The organism is Amycolatopsis sp. NPDC102522 (genome assembly GCF_055584485.1).
The window spans coordinates 108,392-127,124 of sequence record NZ_JBVJLY010000019.1; the positions used below are offsets into that span (position 1 = coordinate 108,392).

Here is an 18,733-nt window from a genome sequence, read left to right on the forward strand (position 1 = left end):
CCCTCAGGCCGCTAGCGGAGTTGCCGAAAGATTTGGTGGCCCCTGTGCGGCGAGTAGCGCCCTGTCGTACTCGGCCTTCCACGTGATGCGTTCGGAGATCGCGTGCATCACCAGGTGGTCCCGAGGTGGCACGGAAGGGTCGCCAGAGTCGACCTTGCGCCAGACCAGCCGTGCCGGATCGGGTGTGGGTTTCTCGATCCCGACCGCCGCCAGCGCTTCGATCACGAACGCTTTGCGGTCGGCCTTGTGGTCGACGAGGGTCTTCCCGGACCACTTGCGCGACACCAACACCCGCCGCCCCGGCAAACCGAGCGTGGTTCGACGATGAGCCCGCCCCTTGCAGTGCCCTGGTGTGGTCTTTCCGTTGGCGCCCTTGGGGTTGATGCCGTAGAGCAGCCACACCGCGCAGCGAGGCGAGCAGGGTGTCACTGACAGTTCCGCGTGCAGCCGGTCGTGGTGATCGCGTTGCCGCACGGTGTCTGCCTCGACCACCTCACCGGTGGATTTGGTGAGGTACTTGGTCAGGTAGCCGATGTGTCGTCCGGCTTCTTCGGAGCCGCCGAGGATGCCCTTGGAGTGCACCTGACGGCCGAAGGTGACCACGTGTGCCGGGTCTTCCACGGCTTCAACAGCGTCGTCCCAGTCGGTCAGTGGTTCGCGGGTGTCGGGGTCGACGAACACCCTGCGGTCGCCGTCCCACAGCGGCATCCGATCGACGTAGACGACCTGGTCATGTTCTGGCCACCAGACCTGGTGATAGGTCGCTTCGGTGACTTGGCGGATCACGTCATGCGGGACCGATCCCCGAACAGCCGCGTGTAGATGAGGCGCTGCCCGCCGTTGGGGTTCGACGGTGGCGAAGTACTGCGCGTCCCAGCCGACGACCCGCCGGAGGTTCTGCCACCACCGGTCCACCAGCGCGGAGAAGTGCACCGCGTCCCGAGCCGCCCGCCGGTAGTCATAGGTCGACGGATCGACGGGAGCACCGTCCGAGCGGACCGGGCCGTAGGTGTCGCAGGTGAGCGTGATGAACATCGACGGCCGGAACCGCCCCGCGTACTCGCGGCCCACGGTGGTCTTGGCGACCTTGCGTCGAGGTAGGTTCGGCGCGTCCTGACGCCGCTTGGTCGAGCGCTTCACCGCCTTCTTCGTGGGCAGGTCGATCGAGGGGAGGCGGCCCCGCATCCCGAGTTGCCGAAGTTCGTCGTCGACGCTCTGGATCTCCTCCCGCAGCTCCTCCGCCTCGGCCTGGTTCATCTCTTGCCGGTAGGCGGCGACGAGGTCAGCCCGGAACTCCAGAAGCTCCGTCTGAATCTCGGACGGTGGCGCCGGGGTGAAGTCCGGTTCGGTGTCGATGTGCCAGCCCTCGCGGCACTGAACCTGCCGCAGCGCCTTCGCCTTCCGAGCACACGGCAGGCACACCGATTCGACGGTCGAGCCACACGGGACGGGGACGTAGCGAAGCTCTCCGGTGTCGGTGTCGCCGACCTCCATCGTGAACGGCCGAACACAAACCCCGTGCTTCTCAGCGGTCGCCTTCACCACGTCCGACGCCAAGGGCTCACGCATCCGAGCGGCCCGAGTTTTGGCCGGCATGGTCACCGCGGATTCCTCGGTGCTCATCAGGCGGCCACCTCCCCAGGCGTGTTCCACTGCCGCAGCACGAACACCGGCATGTTCTGCCGCATCCCCGCAGGCAAGTCCGGGAACGTCGCTTCGTCGAACCAGACACCGCCGTAGACCACCACCGGGATGCCGCACGGAGTCCGGCCGCTCAGTTCCAGGTGCACCGACCCGCCGCCCGCAGGACGCCACAGCGAAGCCGTCACGTCGTCGAGCGAGGCAGCCCAGGTGAGCAGCCCACGGGCAACGTCCTCCAGGCGGTCGGAGTCGAGTTGCACCGTGATCGGATCAGGACCCACCCCAACCCGGACCGAGGCGGACGGAGGTAGGGCGAACGAGTCCAGGTGATCGCGGATCGCGTCGAGGAAGACCATCAGCCGGTTCATGCCGCCCTCCCCTCGGAGAGTCCAACCACGTGAGCGCCACAGTTGGTCACGTAGTTCTCCAGGGCCTTGATCTCCTCGTCGGCGACCCATCCGGCCCGGACGCGCAGGGGTTCACGGACGCCTTCGCCCCAGACGTAGCCGACACCGGCTTCGGAATCGCCGATCCGGTTCGCCCAGGCACCGCGTTCGTAAGCGCCGTCGCCGAGGACCATCCCGACATGGGTCTTGGAGGTCACCCGCAGACAGACGCGGCGCGGGAACAGCTCTCGAACCGGGACGGTGTCCTTCGTGGGTTCCTGGACGTAGCCGCGCACGGTGATTCCCAAGGCACGGCCCTGGGTGGTGAGGAGTGCGACCTTTTCCACGATCGCGTCTCGGGTCTTGCGGTCGGTGTACTTGGTCAGCGCGCCGATCTCGTCGAACTCCAGAACCTCTAGCGGGTGCTCGACGCTGATCGGGATCATGCGCACGCGTCCGGCGAACTCGTGTTTGCGGGCTTCCATTTCCTCAAGCAGGCCGTCGAGGAGTTCGAGCGCCTGCTTGCCGGTCACCGCGTACCGGGCGAAGATCCCGCGCCCGTAGGCGAGTTCCATCCCCTTGGGATCGATGCCGGACACCCGGACCACACCGGACCGGATCGCGGGTGCGGCCGACACCAGCGGGCACCACATCACCGAGTTCTTGCCCGATCCGGTCGCGCCAGCGGTCAAGCAGTGCGCTCCCGAGCCGACCAGCGGAACCCGCCAATCCGAGCCGTACTCCGTGGTCCCGGACCACACATGCCGCAGGTCCACGCCGAGCCCATCGGGGGACACCAGGTCAGGAACCGGCAGCGAGGTCACCGCGGATTTGAGTAGGTCACGGCGCTGGAAGTCGATGGAGACCACGTTGGGTTCCAGCTCCCGCACCTGACACCGCTTGACCTTGCGCGCCACCGCCAGCGCCCGCGCGGCCTCGTCGAAGTCCTCGGGCTTCTGCCCCGGAACGAGCTGTACCCGGACCTCATCCCACGACGGACCCGACCGAACCTTGAGCACTTTCGGCACCTGTACGGCCCGTGATGCCGAGGCGGCCTTGCGGGACAGCAAACGTCGACGGCCGACCAGGTTCACCGTCACTTCCACCGGCAGCGTCTCGTCCCGGATGCTCAGCCCGCAGGCGTGCAGCCAGGCCGGGAGTTTGCGCGCGTAGACCGCCCAGCGCATCCACCAGGACCGCAGGAACCGGCCGCAGTGCTGGTCATAGGACACCACGGCGATCAGACGCCACGACGCCAGCACGGCGACGACCGATCCGGTCACGATCGCCAGGGACAGCCACCCGAGGTACTGCCACCACGCCATGAACGCCACCACGGTAAGACTGGTCCGCCAGCGCGTAATGACTTGCTTTCCCAGCCATACCAACGATTTGAGCAGCCACCAGAGGGCGAGGAACACCAGCGCGGCCGCCGCCAAGACTTCCAAAATCGAGGCGAGAGCACGACCGATCTTGTGCAGCAGCCACACCGCCACACCGAGCACTCCACCGCCGATGAGAAGGAAACCGATCCCGTTCGTGCTCATCGACGACCACCGCCGGTCAGATCCAGCGGCAGCATTCCCCGGCAGGGAGCACATTCCGTCTCGCCGGGGAGCAGCTTGGCGAACCGCTTACAGAGTGCGCAGCGCGTTTGGGTGACCCCGTCTAGCGCATGTTTGTTGCCATCGTTTAGCGTTGTCATTGTTCACTTCCAGAGGTTGTGGACAGCGCAGGAGCGGCAAGGTTGGTAGCCGGATTCCGCTTCTGCGCCTTACAGGACAAGAAAAGCGTTTGAGAACGTGTTTGTACGCCGCACGTCCCCACGTGCGTTTTTCGCTCTGTTGTTCAGTTTCTAGCTGGCTTGCGACTTCTCCTTCTGGATCTGCGCGGCCACCTCGTTGGCCTTTCGTTCCTCATACCCGACCCAGTACTTGAGTTCGTGGTGGTGCGCACGGTCCACATCGGACACGGCTTGATACATGCGCGCGTTCTCCTTGTGGAACTTCAACCACGTCGACCGGTTGGATCCAGGCTTCGGCCGACGAGCGGAAGCGACCAGGTGCGCGTCCTTGAGGGTTTGTGGCTCATTCCGGCCCGGTGTCGTCATTGCGCACCGCCGCGTGCTTGCCGAGGAACACGGCCAGTTCGTCCGCGCTGTCGCGGATTTGGCGAAGGAGCCGGATGAACTCCGGCCACTCGGTGGGGTCGGAGGGAGGAAGGATCGCCAGGCTGTCCGGGTCGAGGTAGATCACCAGGGCGGGGTTCGCCGAACCATTGCCCTGCATTCCCGCGACCGCCTGCCGTCCCGGCTTCCACATCGCGTTGAACGCCACGGCCCTGCTCCTCCTCGCTGTGAGCGCGGATCTCCCACGACCGCGCGTTCTCCTCGAATCCCTCAGCTGCCGCTGTCACGGCCGCGAGCACCCACCACGGCAAATGGCCTTCTGTCAGGAGATCCCGCCAGGCAGATGCCACCGCGAGGGAAGCAACACCCACGTCGTGCGCCGCCAAGGGGTCGACGACCTGGGCGGTCTGTGCCCTTAAGGCGCTGTAGTGGCGGTAAGCCATCTCCCACGCCTGGACCAGATGCGGAGAAACCACGGCCACACCGTGGCTCCCCGGCACCCCGCCCGGCATCACGCAGCCTTGGGCGTTGACTCGGCAGCGCCCGAGGTCCGCGACGACTTCGACGCCCCACCCGAGGCCGCAGCCTTGAAGCCGGTCGCGCGGAACATGTAGGACTGGTACTTGAACTCGCCTTGACCAGCCACCTTGGGCTCAGCCGTCAGGCCCTCCAATTCGATCGGCCGCATGCCCGGCAGCACTTCCGACGTCGTCGGCACCGGCTGCACATCGGCCAGCAACGTGATCTCGAACGACGCACGCTTCGCCTTGACCTCGTCCGGGTCGGTCACCGTGACCTTCCACTGACGCTTGCCCGTCACCTCGTCGACCCGCTGACGAGCCGGACGACCCGACGACCTGTCCTCTCGCGACTGGTACTCGTTGTCCGGCGACACCTCACCGACCATCACCAAGCCCTGCCCGAAAGCCTCGTCGAACTCGATGGGGAACCGAAAACCCTTGTAGATAGCCATTTGCTGCTCCTAGATACGTGTGATCAGTCGTTCTTGCGCGTGACGGTTTCGTCGGCAGCGTCGGACCATTGGTCATGGAAGGAGGAGGAATGCGAGCGCGTTCGGTGCTGGGTTTCGCACCACTCGCTGAACTCGCTGGCAGCGGTCGCGAGACTCTGCGCGAACCGTGCGGTGTCCATCAGGCCGCCGATACGGGCGGGCACCTGGACGATGAAGGAGGTCTCTTCACTTCCGGCGACGAGCTGACGAACGCCAGGAGAGGGTGAAACCACCGCCGCGCCGTAGCCGACGAGGGGCTGAATCACCACGTGAATGCCCATGTGTGCTCTCCCGATGTCTCGGTCTCGGCGAGCCCGGTCGGGCGCGCTGGACACAGGAGACACCCAGTGAGGAGCCTCACCCCGGACAAACTGTCCGGGTAGGGACTAGCGGGGGAGAGGAACGGCCTCGTTCACCGCGGAAAGCACTGCCGACCAGGGCAGCTCTCGGCCCGGAGCGCTCCGCGGCTCATGCAGCGGCCACACGTCGTCCCCGTACACGAGACGCACGCCAGCACGCCGCAACGCGTCGATGTGGGTTTTCCAGGACGGGTGACGAGCGTGCGCGGCGTTCACGCGCGGGAAGACGATCACCGGCAGGTTCAGGGTGCCGATGGCCTCGTTGACCTGCGTCAGAGCTTGATTGTCAGCGATGCCCATCGCGAGCTTGGCGACCATGTTCGCCGAGGCGGGCGCGACCAGGTAGCAGTCCGGGGCAGGATGCGGGCTGGATTCGGCCGGCATGCGGGACTCGACACGGACCGGGAACCCGGTGGCCTTCTCGATCTCGGCGCGGCCGCCGTTCTCGTCCAGCCAGCGCCCAGCCGTCGGGGTCAAGGTCACTGCGACCGTCCAGCCGTCCTCTTGGAGGGGCCGGATCACGCGCGGAAGAAGATCCTCAACACCACCAGCACCCGAGCCCACCAGGCCCAGAACACGCGACGCCACCCGACCTACCTCACCGCGCCGCAGCGCTCAGCCAACGCCAACAAGGGCGAGGACTTCTTACCAGCCGTCGCCGGGGCACGGCGATACATCGACCGCACGACCTCCCGCACGGCGGTGCTGTGCCGGACGATCCCCGGAGCCTTCTGCTCAGCCGTCAGCAACGCTGACAACGCCTCGTCATCCTTCGCGACCAGGCTCAACGCCCGCGCGAAGTCAATCAAGTGCGTGACCTGGCGTTCCACCGGCAGATGGTCGACGCTGATCCCGGGAGCCGACTCGATCACCTGCGAAATGTCTCCCAGATCCAGCGCCGCCGACAGACGGTGAAGCTCGACGTTGGCCGGGCCGAACCCGGTCTGCCAGTGGTTGGCGTCCACCCCGAGCTGATCAGCCGCCCGTCCCGCGTGGGACAGCAGCTCGTTCGCCGTCGACCGGTCCTGTTGCCGAGCAGCGGCGACAGCCGTCCGCAGATAGAGCATCCCGTAGAGGCTCAGCGCGGCCGGATCACCATCGCGCATCCTCGGGACCAGCCACTTCGCGGCCACGTCGCCCAGCTCAAGCGCGTCATCGAACCGACCGACCGCCAGCAGGGCGTGAGTCCCGGACCGGGCAGCCGAGGCCAGCACCAGCGGGTCATCTGCCTCGTCGGCCGCCTGCATGGCGCGTTCCGCCGCGATCCACGCCAGGTCAGCTTCACCGATCTTGCTCAGCGTCGTTGCGGCCAGGTGGTGGACGCGAGCGGACACGGCGGCACAGGCCCGTCGGTAGGCCGCGTCGTCGGCCGAGGCGGACTCCATGCCTTGGCTGGTCTTGATCAGGCCCGGCAGCGCGGCGACGACACGGCCGAGGTCGCCCTTCTGATAGCTGGACCAGGCACCTTCCACCAGCTGAGCGACCGGAGCGGGGTCGATGTACTCGGGCGACATGGCTGAGGAGAACAGGGTGCGGGACAGGCGTCGCGGGGCCATCAAGGCGTCTCGGACGGCCGGGACGTCGTCGTTCTTGTCCTCGTCCTCCATGAGCACGGGTTCGCCGAGGAGGTCTCCCAGCGTCACCCGCAGGCCCCGCGCGACGTCGGCCAGCACGTCCAAGCGTCGGATCTCGCGTTCGCCGCGCTCGATCTTGCTCAGCCAATCCTCAGTACGGCCCACCAGATCAGCAAGAACCGCCTGCGACAGACCACGCCGCCGCCGGTAGAAGGCAATACGCTCCCCGATGCTGAGCTGATCACCCGCACCACGCATACGCCCAGGCTAGCAGCGTCAACGTCTTTCGAGGGTCGCGAACACGACAGCTACGCTACGTTGGACAACACGAGCAACCGCAGTATTGGAACGTTTGCGTACCGTGAACGTGGTGGACTCGCGAAGACTTGAGGGAGCTTGGTGATGGCCATGACCGGCACGCAATCGATCGTTCGAGGGACGAACAACAAGCCTGTAGCGAGTCAGGCTCTCATTGAATACTTCAGCGTGCACGGAGAGCCAGACGGTCATCTCTTTATCGGGTACCCAATTATTGGATCGGCTGATGGACGTCACCCTATCGATGCGGTGTACATTTCAATGCGCAAAGGTGTCGTTGTCTTCGATCTTGTTGAGGGAAGTAATTATGACGGTTTTGAAGATCGTCAAGATGAGGCTGCAACGCGAGTTCAGCAGCGATTATTTGCATACAAGGAGCTCGTTCGCCGCCGACAGCTTGCCGTCGAGATAAGTACCATTACTTTTGCGCCAGCCGTCCAAGATCGATACACTTTTGTTGACGAAGAGTATGTGGTAGCGAATCAGAATTCGCTAGGATCCGCGCTCAATCTTTTGGCTTGGAATAACTCATCTACTGACCTGCTGCGCCGAACGCTTTCAGCGATTCAAAATATTTCGACAGTCAGGCGCAACACTGCAACGCGTCAGATTGAAGACCAGCACTCGCGTGGCGCGAAGCTTCAGCAGCTTGAAGCTGCAATTGCAACGTTGGACAACTTGCAGAGCAAGGCTGTTATTGAGACCGTTGATGGGGTGCAACGGATTCGTGGCCTAGCTGGATCTGGAAAGACGATCATTCTGGCGCTAAAAGCTGCGTATCTGCATGCGCAACACCCTCGCTGGAGGATCGCTGTCACCTTCAATACGAGGTCTCTCAAAGCGCAATTTCACAGGTTGATTAATAGCTTTTCCAACGAGGCTACCGGAGAAGAGCCGAACTGGAATAACGTTCGTGTCATCAATTCCTGGGGTGCTTCTGGTGGCGCGAACCGTGAAGGCTTGTTCTATGAGTTCTGTGCAACTAATGGTGCAACATACATGGACTTTGGGTCGGCAAGCTCCCAGTATGGACGGGATGCAGCGTTTAGCGGCGCTTGTGACGCGGCCTTGGCTGAAGTGTCCGATCCCAAGGCAATCTATGACGCTATTCTAGTAGACGAAGCGCAAGATCTTCCGCCCGCATTCTTGCGAATGTGTTACGCGATGCTCGACGATAGTCGTAGGCTGGTTTACGCTTATGATGAGCTGCAGAACCTTTCCGGAACTGCTGGTCTGCCATCTGCGGCAGAAATATTTGGGACCGATTCGGAGGGTCGGTCCCTGGTGACATTTGAGCAATCAAGCTATGACTTGGGAGCTCGTAGGGACATTGTACTGGAGAAGTGCTATCGAAACTCCAGGCCTGTTCTAGCGACTGCGCACAGTCTGGGGTTCGGTATTTATCGCCGTCCAACGAGGCAGGCAACTACCGGGCTTGTGCAAATGTTTGACCAGCCCCAGCTTTGGGAAGACATCGGTTACAAGGTCGTTGAAGGGGAGCTTCGGCCTGGGGTGCATGTGAAGCTAGAACGTGACGAGAATTCTAGTCCAGGGTTTCTTGAATCGCACTCAGATACTGATGACTTGGTGCAGTTCATTAAGTTTGACACGCAAGCCGAACAAAACGAGTGGGTCGTCGAGCAGATATATAAGAATCTGCACGAGGAAGAGTTGAGCCCAAACGATATTGTTGTGATTAATACGGACCCGTTAAGGACTAGGTCGAACCTGGGTCCTATTCGCAAAGGTTTGTTGCGGTTGAATGTTCCCAACCATCTTGCAGGGGTTGACACTGTTGCCGATGTATTCTTTCGGCCTGAAGGTGATTCAGTAACTTTCACCGGAATTCATCGAGCAAAAGGCAATGAAGCTGGAATGGTCTACATCGTCAATGCCGATGAATGTCAAGCAAGTGTGGGGAGCTTGTCGCGGGTCAGGAATAGGCTTTTCACGGCGATTACTCGAAGTAAGGCGTGGGTTCGGGTGCTTGGGGTCGGGGACGCTATGGAAGAAATGATCGGAGAGTACAAACGTATTCGTTCTGAGAACTTCGCTCTTTCCTTTACTTATCCTACGGTTGACCAGCGTGGGAAGATTGAGATAATTCATCGAGACATGAATGAAGCCGAGGCGGAGAATGTTGCGTTTCGCCAGGCGACAGTTACGGATCTTCTGCAGGACCTGGAGTCCGGTAGGCTGTATCGAGAGGATCTGGATCCGGATCTTGTTGAGCGCCTTACGAGACTTCTCCGTGATCCGGATGCGTCATGACCGAATCGACTGCCGCGAAAGTGTATGACGAAATTGTCTCGATAACTAATTTCCTGGTCGAGACGAGTCTGGTTGATCGCCAGAACTATCCGCGTAAAAAGCAGGTATCTGACGGCGGAGTCGTTATCGACTTTCCGTCTGCGTTGCCAACGTCGTCGATGATAAAAGATCAAAACTATTCTGAAATGTACTTGCAGCAGGTTAAGGCCAGCTCGTTCAACTTCTATATGCTCGATGGTGCTCTTATTCAGATGCAGTACGAATTCTGGGGGAAACGTAAAGGGTTGCACAAGGCTCGACTTGCTTTCCTGCCTTCGCCCGACCTTTCTGAATTTCAGAATAATCCTGAGATTTACATCGAGGATGTAGTATTTGCGGAGGTTGTTGATAAGCGTGTTGTAGCGGTTCCAGTGCGGTTTGACTTCGACAACACTGATGGGGTTGCTAGAAGCGTTGTGCATCCGCGGTCGCACTTAACGCTTGGACAGTACAAGAACTGCAGGATTGCTGCTAGTCGTCCACTTAGTCCAGGGGTCTTCGTTGACTTCATATTGCGAAGCTTCTATAACACTGCGGCTATGGAGCTTTCCAAGGGGGTTCCCCGTGAGAATCACAGATTCCTGGAAACCGTAACGCCCGAAGAGGTCAATCTTGTGCACGTGGCGATACCGTAGTGGCCGTAGCGTGTAAGTGGAAAGACGTTGCTGCCGAACTTGGCTCTATGGGATCAAGGGCGCGCCGCCGCCGGGCGGCGCGCCAGGCGCGTTGGTAGCCCCTCGCCTGGGCGGCCGCGCCGGTTCCCGACACGGCGGGCTGCCGCTTCGCTCCGCCCGCCGGCCGGGCGACGCGGCCGCCAGCGGGTCACCTTGCGCAGCGCCACCCAGCGGCGGCGCACATGTCCCCATAGCCAACGTCGGCCCTCCTCAACGAGCGTCGTGACATACCGGTCGTCGGTGTATCGCCACCTGTTACGCCCAGTCGTCGATCCCCTCCATCCCGACGCCTGATCGTGACAACGGCCGGTAACACCGCGTCAAGGCTGGAAAGCGTGCCTTGACCCGATGTCACCGGCCGCGTGCTGGCTTCGTATCGGGATGAAGGGGGAGGTGCGGGCAGGGTTTCGCCAGGCCGTCTGCAGGCCGTCAGACGTCAGGTAGGGCCAAGATCCACCGAGAACTGTCGAGAGACGTTCCAGCAGCTCAGCGGCCGTTTTCAGGCAAGATCGCCAGGACAGCCGAAACCGGCCGAGAGATCACGCAGATCTACGAAGGCACCAACCAGATCCAGCGTATGGTCATGGCGCGCGCCCTGCTCAAGGGCTGAATCTGCTGAAGTACATGAAGGCCCCCTTCATTGCGCTAGGCGCAGTGAAGGGGGCCTTCATGTACTTGGGGGCCGACGCAAGCAGAAGACGAATTGCGGCGAGTTCGGTCCCCAAACACGCGAGTTCGGCTTCCGACCACGCGAAACCGCCGCTTGGCGCCAGGCCGTCGCGCGAGCGGGTGACCAATCGCGCGTGTGAGGTCAGGCGTCGGTGAGATGCTTCACGGAAGTACGGCGATCATGGACCGCCGGTGTCACTCTCGAAGGATGTTCTGGTTCGCTCCGGTGTCGTGGACACCGCACGACGAGGCCGAGCTGATCGCCGGCTGGCGGTTGTGGCTCGAGCTCGGGGATCGCATGTGGCCGTCGGCCGAGTGGGACGGGACGGCGGCCGACGTCGTCAAGCCGCTGCGTGAGCTGGTCGCGGCCTGCGACGAGATCGAGACTGGGTATCGCGGCGCCGTCGACGAGCCGTCGGAGGAGTTCATCCGGATCATTCAGTTCCTCGTGTGGACGGTCAGCACGGTGATCGAGCTGTGGGCCGACGACGAGGTCCCGCTCGACGCGGAGCGGATCGCGTTGCTGCACGCGGATCTGGCCGGGTTCGCCGAGCAGGCCGAGCGGGTGCTCACGCTCCTGGCCGTCAGCGGGGGCTGGTCGGGCCTTGCCGCGGAGCATCGGCGGACGGGTCGTTGAGCGATTCCGGCTTCTCGACCCACGCGAACCGCGAGCCCGCGAGATGGTCGTCCAGCGGACGGTCCAAGGAGAGCAGCGTCACCGGGTTGCCGAACGGGTCTTCGCCGGGCGTGATCCCGTAGCCGACCTCGATCACGGCTTCTTCCTTCTTGTCGGATTCGACGTCGTGCCTGGTGATGCCGTCCTCGATCGACCACGTGCCGTTGACGGTGCGATGGAATTTCAGGGCCAGTGCGCCCGGGGTGAACGCCGCCCACGTGTAGCGCGACACCGTGAACTCGGTGCTCCAGCTCGACCAGTAGAGCCAGCCGGAGCCGTCGCCGCGGAACGCCAGTTCGGCGGACTCGACATCGCTCGGGTACAGCATGCGGTCCGACCAGAGGCCGATCAGACGTTCATCCATCACGCAGGAGATTCTGCCCGTCGGGCGCCCGGGACAACGGCGCCGTACGGGGGAATGACACCCGCGACCTTCCACAGAGGACATGCCGCCGACCGGGTCCGGTTCCTGTCGGGTACCTGTCGATCACGCTCCGGAGGTGCCGCCCGGGGCGCCCGGTGCCTTACCGTGATCCCGGTAAGTTGAATATTCACCGACCAGAAAGCTGAGACCCGATGTTCGCTCGTTTCAAGGATGTCGCCCTCCTGCTGGGCCGGATCGGTGTCGGTGTGGTCTTCCTCGCACACGGCCTGCAGAAGTGGGAAAACGGGATCGACGGCACCGCGAAGTTCTTCGAGCAGACCGGAATCCCGCTGCCCACGCTCGCGGCGATCTTCGCGATCGCGGTGGAGATCGTGGGTTCGATCCTGTTCATCGTCGGTTTCCTGACGCCGCTGGTGGGCATCGGCTTCGTCGTGGTTTCCGTCGGCGCCCTGCTCTCGGTGCACCTCGACAACGGACTGACCGGTCAGGGCGGTTACGAACTCGTCCTCGTCCTGGCGGTGGCCGGGCTCGCGATCGGCTTCAACGCCGGCAAACTGTCGCTCGACCACGTGCTCTTCGGACGCAAGCGTGAGGCGAAGCAGCTTCAGGACGCCTGACCGTCCGCGGATGTCATGAAAGGGTCGTTCCTGACGAAAAGTGTCAGGAACGACCCTTTCATGACACTTCAGGAGGGGAGATCCGCGGTCGTCCGCTCGGCTTCGCGCCGGGAAGCGAGTTTGGCCGGATCCGCGTCGGTGACCTGGACCAGATGCGCACCGGCCGCGAGCGGCGTCAGGAAACCCGCGAGGATCCCGTCCTCGCCAGACCATTCCACAGTGGACAACACGCGGTCCTGAGAGGACAGTCCTGCAGCGGAAGCGCGGGAGCGGGCCTCGGCGAGCACTTCATCCACAGTGGACGAACCCAGCGCCGGAGTGTCACCGGGGATGGGGAACAGCGGGCTGAACTGGTCACCCGAAAGCCTGGCCTCGGTCACGTAGTCCAGCGCCCCGTCGGGCACGGAGCCGGCGGGCAGTCCGAGACCCATCGGGTGCAGCGAGACGACGGCCGTCGCGGCCGCCTCGGAAACGCCGCCCGGCGCGACGAAAGCCACCCGCGCGCCCGCGGTCTCCGTCACCACCCTGGCGCCGCACCACCACGCGCCCAGCAGGACACCGGCGGTCTGCCAATGCGACGGCAGCACCACGGCGACCTCGTCCCCGGGTTCGACGTCGAATTCGTCGACCAGCCAGTTCGCCGTCTTGGCGGCCCAGTTCACCGTGGTCGCCACGGACAGCTCGACCCGGCTGCCCTGCTTGTCGTCGTAGTGCGTGATCAGCGGTTTCGCGGGCGACCCGAGCAGGGGCCGCAGCAGCAGTTCGGTGAGGCTCACGCCCCCAACGCTAGTTCACGCAGGGAACGCTCGACGCGGCGAGCACGGGAGCCGCGCCGACGGCCCCGCCGCCACCGCCCCGGCCGACCAGGCCGGAGACGAAGCTCCGCACGGCGGCGGCGTCGATCTCGACGATGCTCTGACCGTCCGCGCTGCGGCCGTTGATGTTCACCACCGGGATGGTCGTGAACGACAGGTCGCCCGACGCGATCCCCTTCGCCTGCTGCGCGAACTCCAGCAGGTCCAGACCTTCGTCGAGGACGATCGACCGGTGCACGACGTCCATCAGGCCGCTCATCGTCGACGGGCTGGTCAGCGTGCCCGCCGAGAGCACCTGGTTCAGCGCCGAGGACAGGAACGTCTGCTGCCGCACGATGCGGTCGAGGTCGCCGCGCGGCAGGTTCTTCCGCTGCCGCACGAAGGAAAGCGCCTCGCCGCCCGACACGGTCTGTTCGCCGCGCCGGAAGTTCGCGCCGGAATCCTTGTCCTCGGTGGAGTGGTTCAGGCAGACCTTGACGCCGCCCAGCGCCTCGGTCAGCAGATAGAAACCGAGCAGGTTGACCTCGGCGTAGTGGTCGATGCGGATCTTCGTCAGGTCCTGAACGGTCTGGACCAGTGCCTTGCGGCCTTCCTGGTCGGAATCGCGTTCGAGTTTCGCCTGGTCGGACTCGCCGCGGTGCGCGTTCGCGTAGTTGGCTTTCGCGACGCCGTACGCCGAATTGATCTTGTTCGGGCCGCGGCCGGGGATGTCGGTCCAGGTGTCGCGCGGGATCGAGACACCCGACGGTTTCCCGCCGTTCTTCGGGATGCGCAGGATGATGATGGTGTCGGTGTTGACGCCCGCCTTCTCCTCGGTGCGCAGTTCCTTGAGCACCTTCAACGGCAGCGGATTGCCCTGCGCGTCTGTCCGCGCGTCGCTGCCGACCAGGAGGATGTCGTTCGCGCCGTCGTCGGCGGGCGGCGCGGCGGGATCGTCGGCCTTGCTCAGGGCGTTCGTCGTGGGGACGTTGTTCTGCAGCTGGTCCTTGGTGACGTACGCGTAGCCCGTCGTGCCGAGGGCGAGCAGCGACACGAGGCCGAGCGCGATCCGGCGCGTGTACCGGCCGAAGCGGCGCAGCGGGCGTTCGGGAATGGCCAGCACTCCCGAAACCGCTTCGTCTTCGTCCTCGGGCGGGGCGGACGGCTGGGGGAGCGGATTCCGCGGGTACGGCGTCGGGACGAACCGAGGCTCTTCGTCACTCTCGGTGTCCGAGGTGGTGGCCTCTTCCGGCTGTGGATCTTCGGCGTCCAACTGTCCGGATTGTTCGTTGGTGGCTTTGTCCTCGCTGTCCATCCCTGTTCACCTCCCCTGTCGCTGCCCGTCAGTCCGATCGTAGGAGAAGGCTAGGCCACCTTGAGGTCGGCCACGCTGAGTACCCGGCGATTAATTGACGCAGGGCACATCGCCCGCGACGATCGGCGCCGAAGTGGGCGCCGCCGGAGTGCTGGAAGGCGGCTGAGCCGGCTTCGAAGCGGGCGGCGACTTCGGCGGGGTCGTGGTCTCGGCGCCGGCGGGAGCGCCCTTGAAGTCCTTGCCGAGCAGGATCCGGACCTTGCCGGGGGCGACGTCGCGATCCGCCTCGGTCTGCACCGCGGTGCCGAAGACCTGCTTGATCAGGGCCAGCCCGGCCTCGTCACCCGGCGCGTGCCGGATGACCGTCGAGTTGCGGGTGCTGAGTTTGGTGTCGGCGGCGAGTTTGAAACCCTTGCCCTGCAAGAGGTTCCGTGTCTCGGTGGCGACCGTGGGCGAACCGGAGCCGTCGAAGAGTTCGACGGTCACCGCCTCCGCGCCCGGCAGCGTGGCCGGGGTCTCGGTGGGTGCCGTCTGCCCGTCGGAGGTCAGGCGGCTGATCTCGGCCTGGACCTCTGCCGGGTCCACCCGGAGCACCGACGCGCCGCCGATGGTCGCGACGCCCTGGGTCGGGATCGTGTGGAACTCGATGTTCCCGCTGGTCAGCCCGCGCATCTGGGCGGCGAACTCCGGCAGGTCCCAGCCCGCCGACAGCACGACCGACTTCCTCACCGCGTCGATCAGGTTCGAGATCTTCGCCGGGTTGATCAGGACGTCGGAGGAGAGGACCTTGTTCGCCAGCCCGGACAGGAAGGCCTGCTGGCGCGCGATCCGGTCGAGGTCGCCGTTCTCCAGGTCGTACCGCTGGCGGACGAACGCGAGCGCCTGGACCCCCTCGATGGTCTGCTTCCCGCCAGGCAGGTCCACGCCGGATTTGCGTTCCTTGACCGGGCCGTTCAGGCAGACCTCGACGCCGCCGATCGCCTTGGTGATCTCGTAGAAGCTCGACAGGTTCACCTCGGCGTACCGGTCGATCATCTTCGGCTTGCCGATGAACTTCTCCAGCGTCGCGATCAGGTTCTTGCGGCCGGCGTCCTTGGCCTTGGCGTCGACGTCCTTGAGGTTGGAGTTGCCCTGCTGCTGCAGCGTCTTCGACGTGTCGTTGTAGGCGTACACGTACGCGCTGTTGAGCTTGTGCTTGCCGAAACCGCCGGTGATCTCGACCCACGAGTCACGGGGGAAGGAGAACGCGACCGCCTTCTTCCCGTTCTGGGGGATGTGCACCAGGATCATCGTGTCGGTCTGGCGCTCACCGTCGGCGACGCCGGCGTGCAGCATGTCGAGGACCTCGCGCGGCAGCGGGTTGCCCTGCGCGTCGGTGCGGCTGTCCTGGCCGACGAGCAAAATGTCGATCGCGCCGTCCAGCGGTTTCGCCGGCGGGTGGCCGTCGTCTTCGAAGATGTTCGTGGTCGCGAAGCCCTGCGACAGGTCGCCGATGGACTGCCAGCCCCACCAGGTCAGCGTCAGGATCGTGATCGAGACCAGGCTGAACACGACCTTCACCCCACGACGGGCGAGCACCGCGACGCCGCCACGGCGTGCCGGAATGGGTGGCCCGGGCCACTCGGTCACGTGCGGTCCTCCACGAATCTCCCCAGGGCACACGCGTGCCTCGTCCATGACTCTACTGATCCCCCTGTTAGACGTCCGTAGGCTGGTGAAAGGTTGCCCCGGTCGTGACACACTCGGCCGGGCCGGGAAGTCGTAAAGGGAGGATCGCGGGATGCGGGTGCTGGTCACCGGGGGTGCCGGGTTCATCGGTTCGCATTACGTCCGGCAGGTGCTGACGGGGCAATACCCGAGCATGGCCGACGCGGAGCTGATCGTGCTCGACAAGCTCACCTACGCGGGTAACGAAGCGAACTTGGAGCCGGTGCGCAAGAACCCGCGCTACCGGTTCGAAAAGGGCGACATCTGTGACGCCGCGCTGGTCAGCGAGCTGATGCGGGGCGTCGACCTGGTCGTCCACTTCGCCGCCGAGTCCCATGTGGACCGTTCGATCGCCGGGGCCGCCGACTTCGTGCTGACCAACGTGCTCGGCACGCAGACCCTGTTGCAGGCCGCGCTCGAGGCCGAGGTCGGGAAGTTCGTCCACGTGTCCACCGACGAGGTCTACGGCTCGATCGACGAGGGATCCTGGAGCGAAGACCACGCTCTGGAGCCGAATTCGCCGTATTCGGCGTCGAAAGCGTCCTCGGATCTGCTGGCCCGTTCCTTCTTCCGCACCCACGGGCTGCCCGTCTGTGTCACGAGGTGCTCGAACAACTACGGTCCGTACCAATTCCCGGAGAAGGTCATCCCGCTCTTCGTGACCAACCTGCTCGACGGCAAGAAGGTCCCGCTGTACGGCGACGGGCTCAACGTGCGTGACTGGCTGCACGTGGACGACCACTGCCGCGGGATCCAGCTCGTCGCCGACGGCGGCAGGCCGGGCGAGGTCTACAACATCGGCGGCGGCACGGAACTGACCAACCGCGAGCTGACCGAGCGGCTGCTGACAGCCGTCGACGCGGACTGGGAGAGCGTCGAGCCGGTCGAGGACCGCAAGGGGCACGACCGCCGCTACTCGGTGGACATCACCAAGATCTCGCAGGAACTCGGCTACGCACCGCGGATGTCCTTTGAGGACGGTCTTGCGGACACGGTCGCCTGGTACGGCGAAAACCGTTCGTGGTGGGAGCCGCTGAAGAACCGCGCGGGGGAATGACGGTGCTGAGCGTTCTCGTACCGGGCGGATCCGGCCAGCTGGGACAGGACATCGCGGCGCTGGCGCCGGATGCCGCGACCCCGTCGTCGTCGGAGCTGAACGTGCGCGACACCGGCCAGGTCGTCGCCGCGGTGACCGAGCTGGCGGACCGGGCGCGGGCGGCGGGGACGTCGCCGGTGGTGATCAACGCGGCGGCCTACACCGCGGTGGACGCGGCGGAGACCGACGAGGAACGGGCGTTCGCGGTGAACGCCGACGGACCCCGCGTGCTCGCCGCGGCGTGCTCGTCGCGGGGGGTGCCGCTCATCCACGTGTCCACGGACTACGTCTTCGCCGGTGACGCGACTTCGCCTTACGAGGTCACGGATCTGCTGGCGCCGCTCAACGCGTACGGCCGGACGAAGGCGGCCGGCGAGGACGCGGTGCTCGGATCGGGCGCCCGTTCCTGGATCGTGCGGACGTCGTGGGTCTACGGCAAGACCGGGTCGAACTTCGTGAAGACCATGGCGCGGCTGGAAAAAGAACGTGAAGAACTGTCCGTAGTGGACGATCAGACCGGTGCGCCGACGTGGTCCCGCGATCTCGCCGCCGGGCTGCTGGAACTGGCCGGCCGCGTCGTCGCCGGAGAAGGGCCGACGCAGCGGGTGCTGCATTGCACCGGTGGCGGGTCGACGACGTGGTGCGGGTTCGCGCGGGCGATCTTCGCCGAACTCGGCGCGGATCCGGCGCGGGTGAAGCCCTGTACGACGGCGGAGTTCCCGCGTCCGGCGGCGCGCCCGGCGTATGGAGTGCTATCGAACGCTTCGTGGCGCGAGGCGGGTCTCACGCCGCTTCGCGACTGGCCCGATGCCCTCAAGGCCTACTTCGCTTCCTGACCTTTCTCGCGTTTCGTCCTCTGAATGCGGCGCGGTACCCAGGGCGACCTTCGCTACGTCAGGCGGGGCGAAAGACCCCAGGACAGCTGTTGAGAAGTAGGGCGAAGGTGTCGGGTCGGATCGCTTGGCTGTGTGTCGGCTTCGTGAGTGGCAAGTGTCGTTCTAACGCGACTTACCACTCACGACCCACTGCACCGACCCCTCACCGCCGCGTGAAGCCACAGTGCCGATGTTGC

General features: G+C 64.5%; 19 protein-coding genes. 6 read left to right on the forward strand and 13 right to left on the reverse strand.

What is annotated here, in order from left to right:
* Positions 1 to 3: 3 nt before the first annotated feature.
* From ACZ6YV_RS33025 to ACZ6YV_RS33065, 9 genes are all read right to left on the reverse strand, one after another.
* Positions 4 to 1,623 (reverse strand): replication initiator, encoded by a 1,620-nt coding sequence (locus tag ACZ6YV_RS33025; protein ID WP_465513337.1) that lies wholly within the window; start codon positions 1,621 to 1,623, stop codon positions 4 to 6.
* The gene (locus ACZ6YV_RS33030) at positions 1,623 to 2,009 is read right to left on the reverse strand and encodes a hypothetical protein (protein ID WP_465513338.1); all 387 of its coding nucleotides are present in this window, start codon (positions 2,007 to 2,009) and stop codon (positions 1,623 to 1,625) included. Before ACZ6YV_RS33030 ends, ACZ6YV_RS33025 begins: the two co-directional genes overlap by 1 nt.
* The gene (locus tag ACZ6YV_RS33035; protein WP_465513339.1) at positions 2,006 to 3,574 is read right to left on the reverse strand and encodes an FtsK/SpoIIIE domain-containing protein; all 1,569 of its coding nucleotides are present in this window, start codon (positions 3,572 to 3,574) and stop codon (positions 2,006 to 2,008) included. Before ACZ6YV_RS33035 ends, ACZ6YV_RS33030 begins: the two co-directional genes overlap by 4 nt.
* Before the next feature lie 308 nt (positions 3,575 to 3,882).
* On the reverse strand, positions 3,883 to 4,137 hold the full coding sequence (locus ACZ6YV_RS33040) for an AMED_5909 family protein (protein ID WP_465513340.1): 255 nt from the start codon (positions 4,135 to 4,137) through the stop codon (positions 3,883 to 3,885).
* The gene (locus tag ACZ6YV_RS33045) at positions 4,115 to 4,363 is read right to left on the reverse strand and encodes a hypothetical protein (RefSeq protein WP_465513341.1); all 249 of its coding nucleotides are present in this window, start codon (positions 4,361 to 4,363) and stop codon (positions 4,115 to 4,117) included. Before ACZ6YV_RS33045 ends, ACZ6YV_RS33040 begins: the two co-directional genes overlap by 23 nt.
* 303 nt (positions 4,364 to 4,666) lie before the next feature.
* Entirely contained in the window at positions 4,667 to 5,128 is a 462-nt protein-coding gene (locus tag ACZ6YV_RS33050; protein WP_410605488.1) for a hypothetical protein, read from the reverse strand.
* Between the two features lie 23 nt (positions 5,129 to 5,151).
* The gene (locus ACZ6YV_RS33055) at positions 5,152 to 5,448 is read right to left on the reverse strand and encodes a hypothetical protein (RefSeq protein ID WP_465430884.1); all 297 of its coding nucleotides are present in this window, start codon (positions 5,446 to 5,448) and stop codon (positions 5,152 to 5,154) included.
* 105 nt (positions 5,449 to 5,553) lie between these two features.
* Entirely contained in the window at positions 5,554 to 6,114 is a 561-nt protein-coding gene (locus ACZ6YV_RS33060) for a flavoprotein (RefSeq protein WP_465513342.1), read from the reverse strand.
* A 5-nt stretch (positions 6,115 to 6,119) separates the two neighbouring features.
* A complete protein-coding gene (locus ACZ6YV_RS33065; protein WP_465513343.1) occupies positions 6,120 to 7,358 on the reverse strand; it encodes a helix-turn-helix domain-containing protein in 1,239 nt (412 codons plus the stop codon).
* Between the two features lie 144 nt (positions 7,359 to 7,502).
* Between ACZ6YV_RS33065 and ACZ6YV_RS33070 the strand changes: the two genes are divergently transcribed.
* From ACZ6YV_RS33070 to ACZ6YV_RS33080, 3 genes are all read left to right on the forward strand, one after another.
* Positions 7,503 to 9,689, forward strand: coding sequence for a DEAD/DEAH box helicase (locus tag ACZ6YV_RS33070; protein ID WP_465513344.1), 2,187 nt, complete (start codon positions 7,503 to 7,505; stop codon positions 9,687 to 9,689).
* A complete protein-coding gene (locus ACZ6YV_RS33075) occupies positions 9,686 to 10,363 on the forward strand; it encodes a DUF2290 domain-containing protein (protein ID WP_465513345.1) in 678 nt (225 codons plus the stop codon). Before ACZ6YV_RS33070 ends, ACZ6YV_RS33075 begins: the two co-directional genes overlap by 4 nt.
* A 916-nt stretch (positions 10,364 to 11,279) precedes the next feature.
* Positions 11,280 to 11,708, forward strand: coding sequence for a hypothetical protein (locus ACZ6YV_RS33080; RefSeq protein WP_465513346.1), 429 nt, complete (start codon positions 11,280 to 11,282; stop codon positions 11,706 to 11,708).
* Here ACZ6YV_RS33080 and ACZ6YV_RS33085 read toward each other — a convergent pair.
* Positions 11,656 to 12,111, reverse strand: a complete 456-nt coding sequence (locus tag ACZ6YV_RS33085; protein ID WP_465513347.1) for a hypothetical protein — start codon at positions 12,109 to 12,111, stop codon at positions 11,656 to 11,658. The two genes, ACZ6YV_RS33080 and ACZ6YV_RS33085, sit on opposite strands and share 53 nt — an antisense overlap.
* Before the next feature lie 212 nt (positions 12,112 to 12,323).
* Between ACZ6YV_RS33085 and ACZ6YV_RS33090 the strand changes: the two genes are divergently transcribed.
* On the forward strand, positions 12,324 to 12,749 hold the full coding sequence (locus ACZ6YV_RS33090; protein WP_378240804.1) for a DoxX family protein: 426 nt from the start codon (positions 12,324 to 12,326) through the stop codon (positions 12,747 to 12,749).
* A 68-nt stretch (positions 12,750 to 12,817) separates the two neighbouring features.
* Here the strand turns inward: ACZ6YV_RS33090 and ACZ6YV_RS33095 are convergent, their stop codons facing one another.
* From ACZ6YV_RS33095 to ACZ6YV_RS33105, 3 genes are all read right to left on the reverse strand, one after another.
* Positions 12,818 to 13,525, reverse strand: a complete 708-nt coding sequence (locus ACZ6YV_RS33095) for a TIGR03089 family protein (protein ID WP_465513348.1) — start codon at positions 13,523 to 13,525, stop codon at positions 12,818 to 12,820.
* Between the two features lie 10 nt (positions 13,526 to 13,535).
* A complete protein-coding gene (locus tag ACZ6YV_RS33100; RefSeq protein ID WP_465513349.1) occupies positions 13,536 to 14,858 on the reverse strand; it encodes an LCP family protein in 1,323 nt (440 codons plus the stop codon).
* A gap of 90 nt (positions 14,859 to 14,948) precedes the next feature.
* A complete protein-coding gene (locus tag ACZ6YV_RS33105; protein ID WP_465513350.1) occupies positions 14,949 to 16,487 on the reverse strand; it encodes an LCP family protein in 1,539 nt (512 codons plus the stop codon).
* Positions 16,488 to 16,638: 151 nt separating this feature from the next.
* On the opposite strand from ACZ6YV_RS33105, the gene rfbB reads away from it, so the two are divergent.
* Positions 16,639 to 17,622 (forward strand): dTDP-glucose 4,6-dehydratase, encoded by a 984-nt coding sequence (gene rfbB / locus ACZ6YV_RS33110; protein ID WP_465513351.1) that lies wholly within the window; start codon positions 16,639 to 16,641, stop codon positions 17,620 to 17,622.
* A complete protein-coding gene (gene rfbD, locus ACZ6YV_RS33115) occupies positions 17,619 to 18,497 on the forward strand; it encodes a dTDP-4-dehydrorhamnose reductase (RefSeq protein WP_465513352.1) in 879 nt (292 codons plus the stop codon). Before rfbB ends, rfbD begins: the two co-directional genes overlap by 4 nt.
* The last annotated feature ends 236 nt before the right edge of the window (positions 18,498 to 18,733 follow it).

Bases quoted from the DNA above. Each gene is read 5' to 3' on its own strand.
- ACZ6YV_RS33025 (WP_465513337.1), bottom strand. From the start codon at position 1,623: ATGAGCACCGAGGAATCCGCGGTGACCATGCCGGCCAAAACTCGGGCC.
- ACZ6YV_RS33030 (WP_465513338.1), bottom strand. From the start codon at position 2,009: ATGAACCGGCTGATGGTCTTCCTCGACGCGATCCGCGATCACCTGGAC.
- ACZ6YV_RS33035 (WP_465513339.1), bottom strand. From the start codon at position 3,574: ATGAGCACGAACGGGATCGGTTTCCTTCTCATCGGCGGTGGAGTGCTC.
- ACZ6YV_RS33040 (WP_465513340.1), bottom strand. From the start codon at position 4,137: ATGACGACACCGGGCCGGAATGAGCCACAAACCCTCAAGGACGCGCAC.
- ACZ6YV_RS33050 (WP_410605488.1), bottom strand. From the start codon at position 5,128: ATGGCTATCTACAAGGGTTTTCGGTTCCCCATCGAGTTCGACGAGGCT.
- ACZ6YV_RS33055 (WP_465430884.1), bottom strand. From the start codon at position 5,448: ATGGGCATTCACGTGGTGATTCAGCCCCTCGTCGGCTACGGCGCGGCG.
- ACZ6YV_RS33065 (WP_465513343.1), bottom strand. From the start codon at position 7,358: ATGCGTGGTGCGGGTGATCAGCTCAGCATCGGGGAGCGTATTGCCTTC.
- ACZ6YV_RS33070 (WP_465513344.1), top strand. From the start codon at position 7,503: ATGGCCATGACCGGCACGCAATCGATCGTTCGAGGGACGAACAACAAG.
- ACZ6YV_RS33075 (WP_465513345.1), top strand. From the start codon at position 9,686: ATGACCGAATCGACTGCCGCGAAAGTGTATGACGAAATTGTCTCGATA.
- ACZ6YV_RS33080 (WP_465513346.1), top strand. From the start codon at position 11,280: ATGTTCTGGTTCGCTCCGGTGTCGTGGACACCGCACGACGAGGCCGAG.
- ACZ6YV_RS33085 (WP_465513347.1), bottom strand. From the start codon at position 12,111: ATGGATGAACGTCTGATCGGCCTCTGGTCGGACCGCATGCTGTACCCG.
- ACZ6YV_RS33090 (WP_378240804.1), top strand. From the start codon at position 12,324: ATGTTCGCTCGTTTCAAGGATGTCGCCCTCCTGCTGGGCCGGATCGGT.
- ACZ6YV_RS33100 (WP_465513349.1), bottom strand. From the start codon at position 14,858: ATGGACAGCGAGGACAAAGCCACCAACGAACAATCCGGACAGTTGGAC.
- rfbB (WP_465513351.1), top strand. From the start codon at position 16,639: ATGCGGGTGCTGGTCACCGGGGGTGCCGGGTTCATCGGTTCGCATTAC.
- rfbD (WP_465513352.1), top strand. From the start codon at position 17,619: ATGACGGTGCTGAGCGTTCTCGTACCGGGCGGATCCGGCCAGCTGGGA.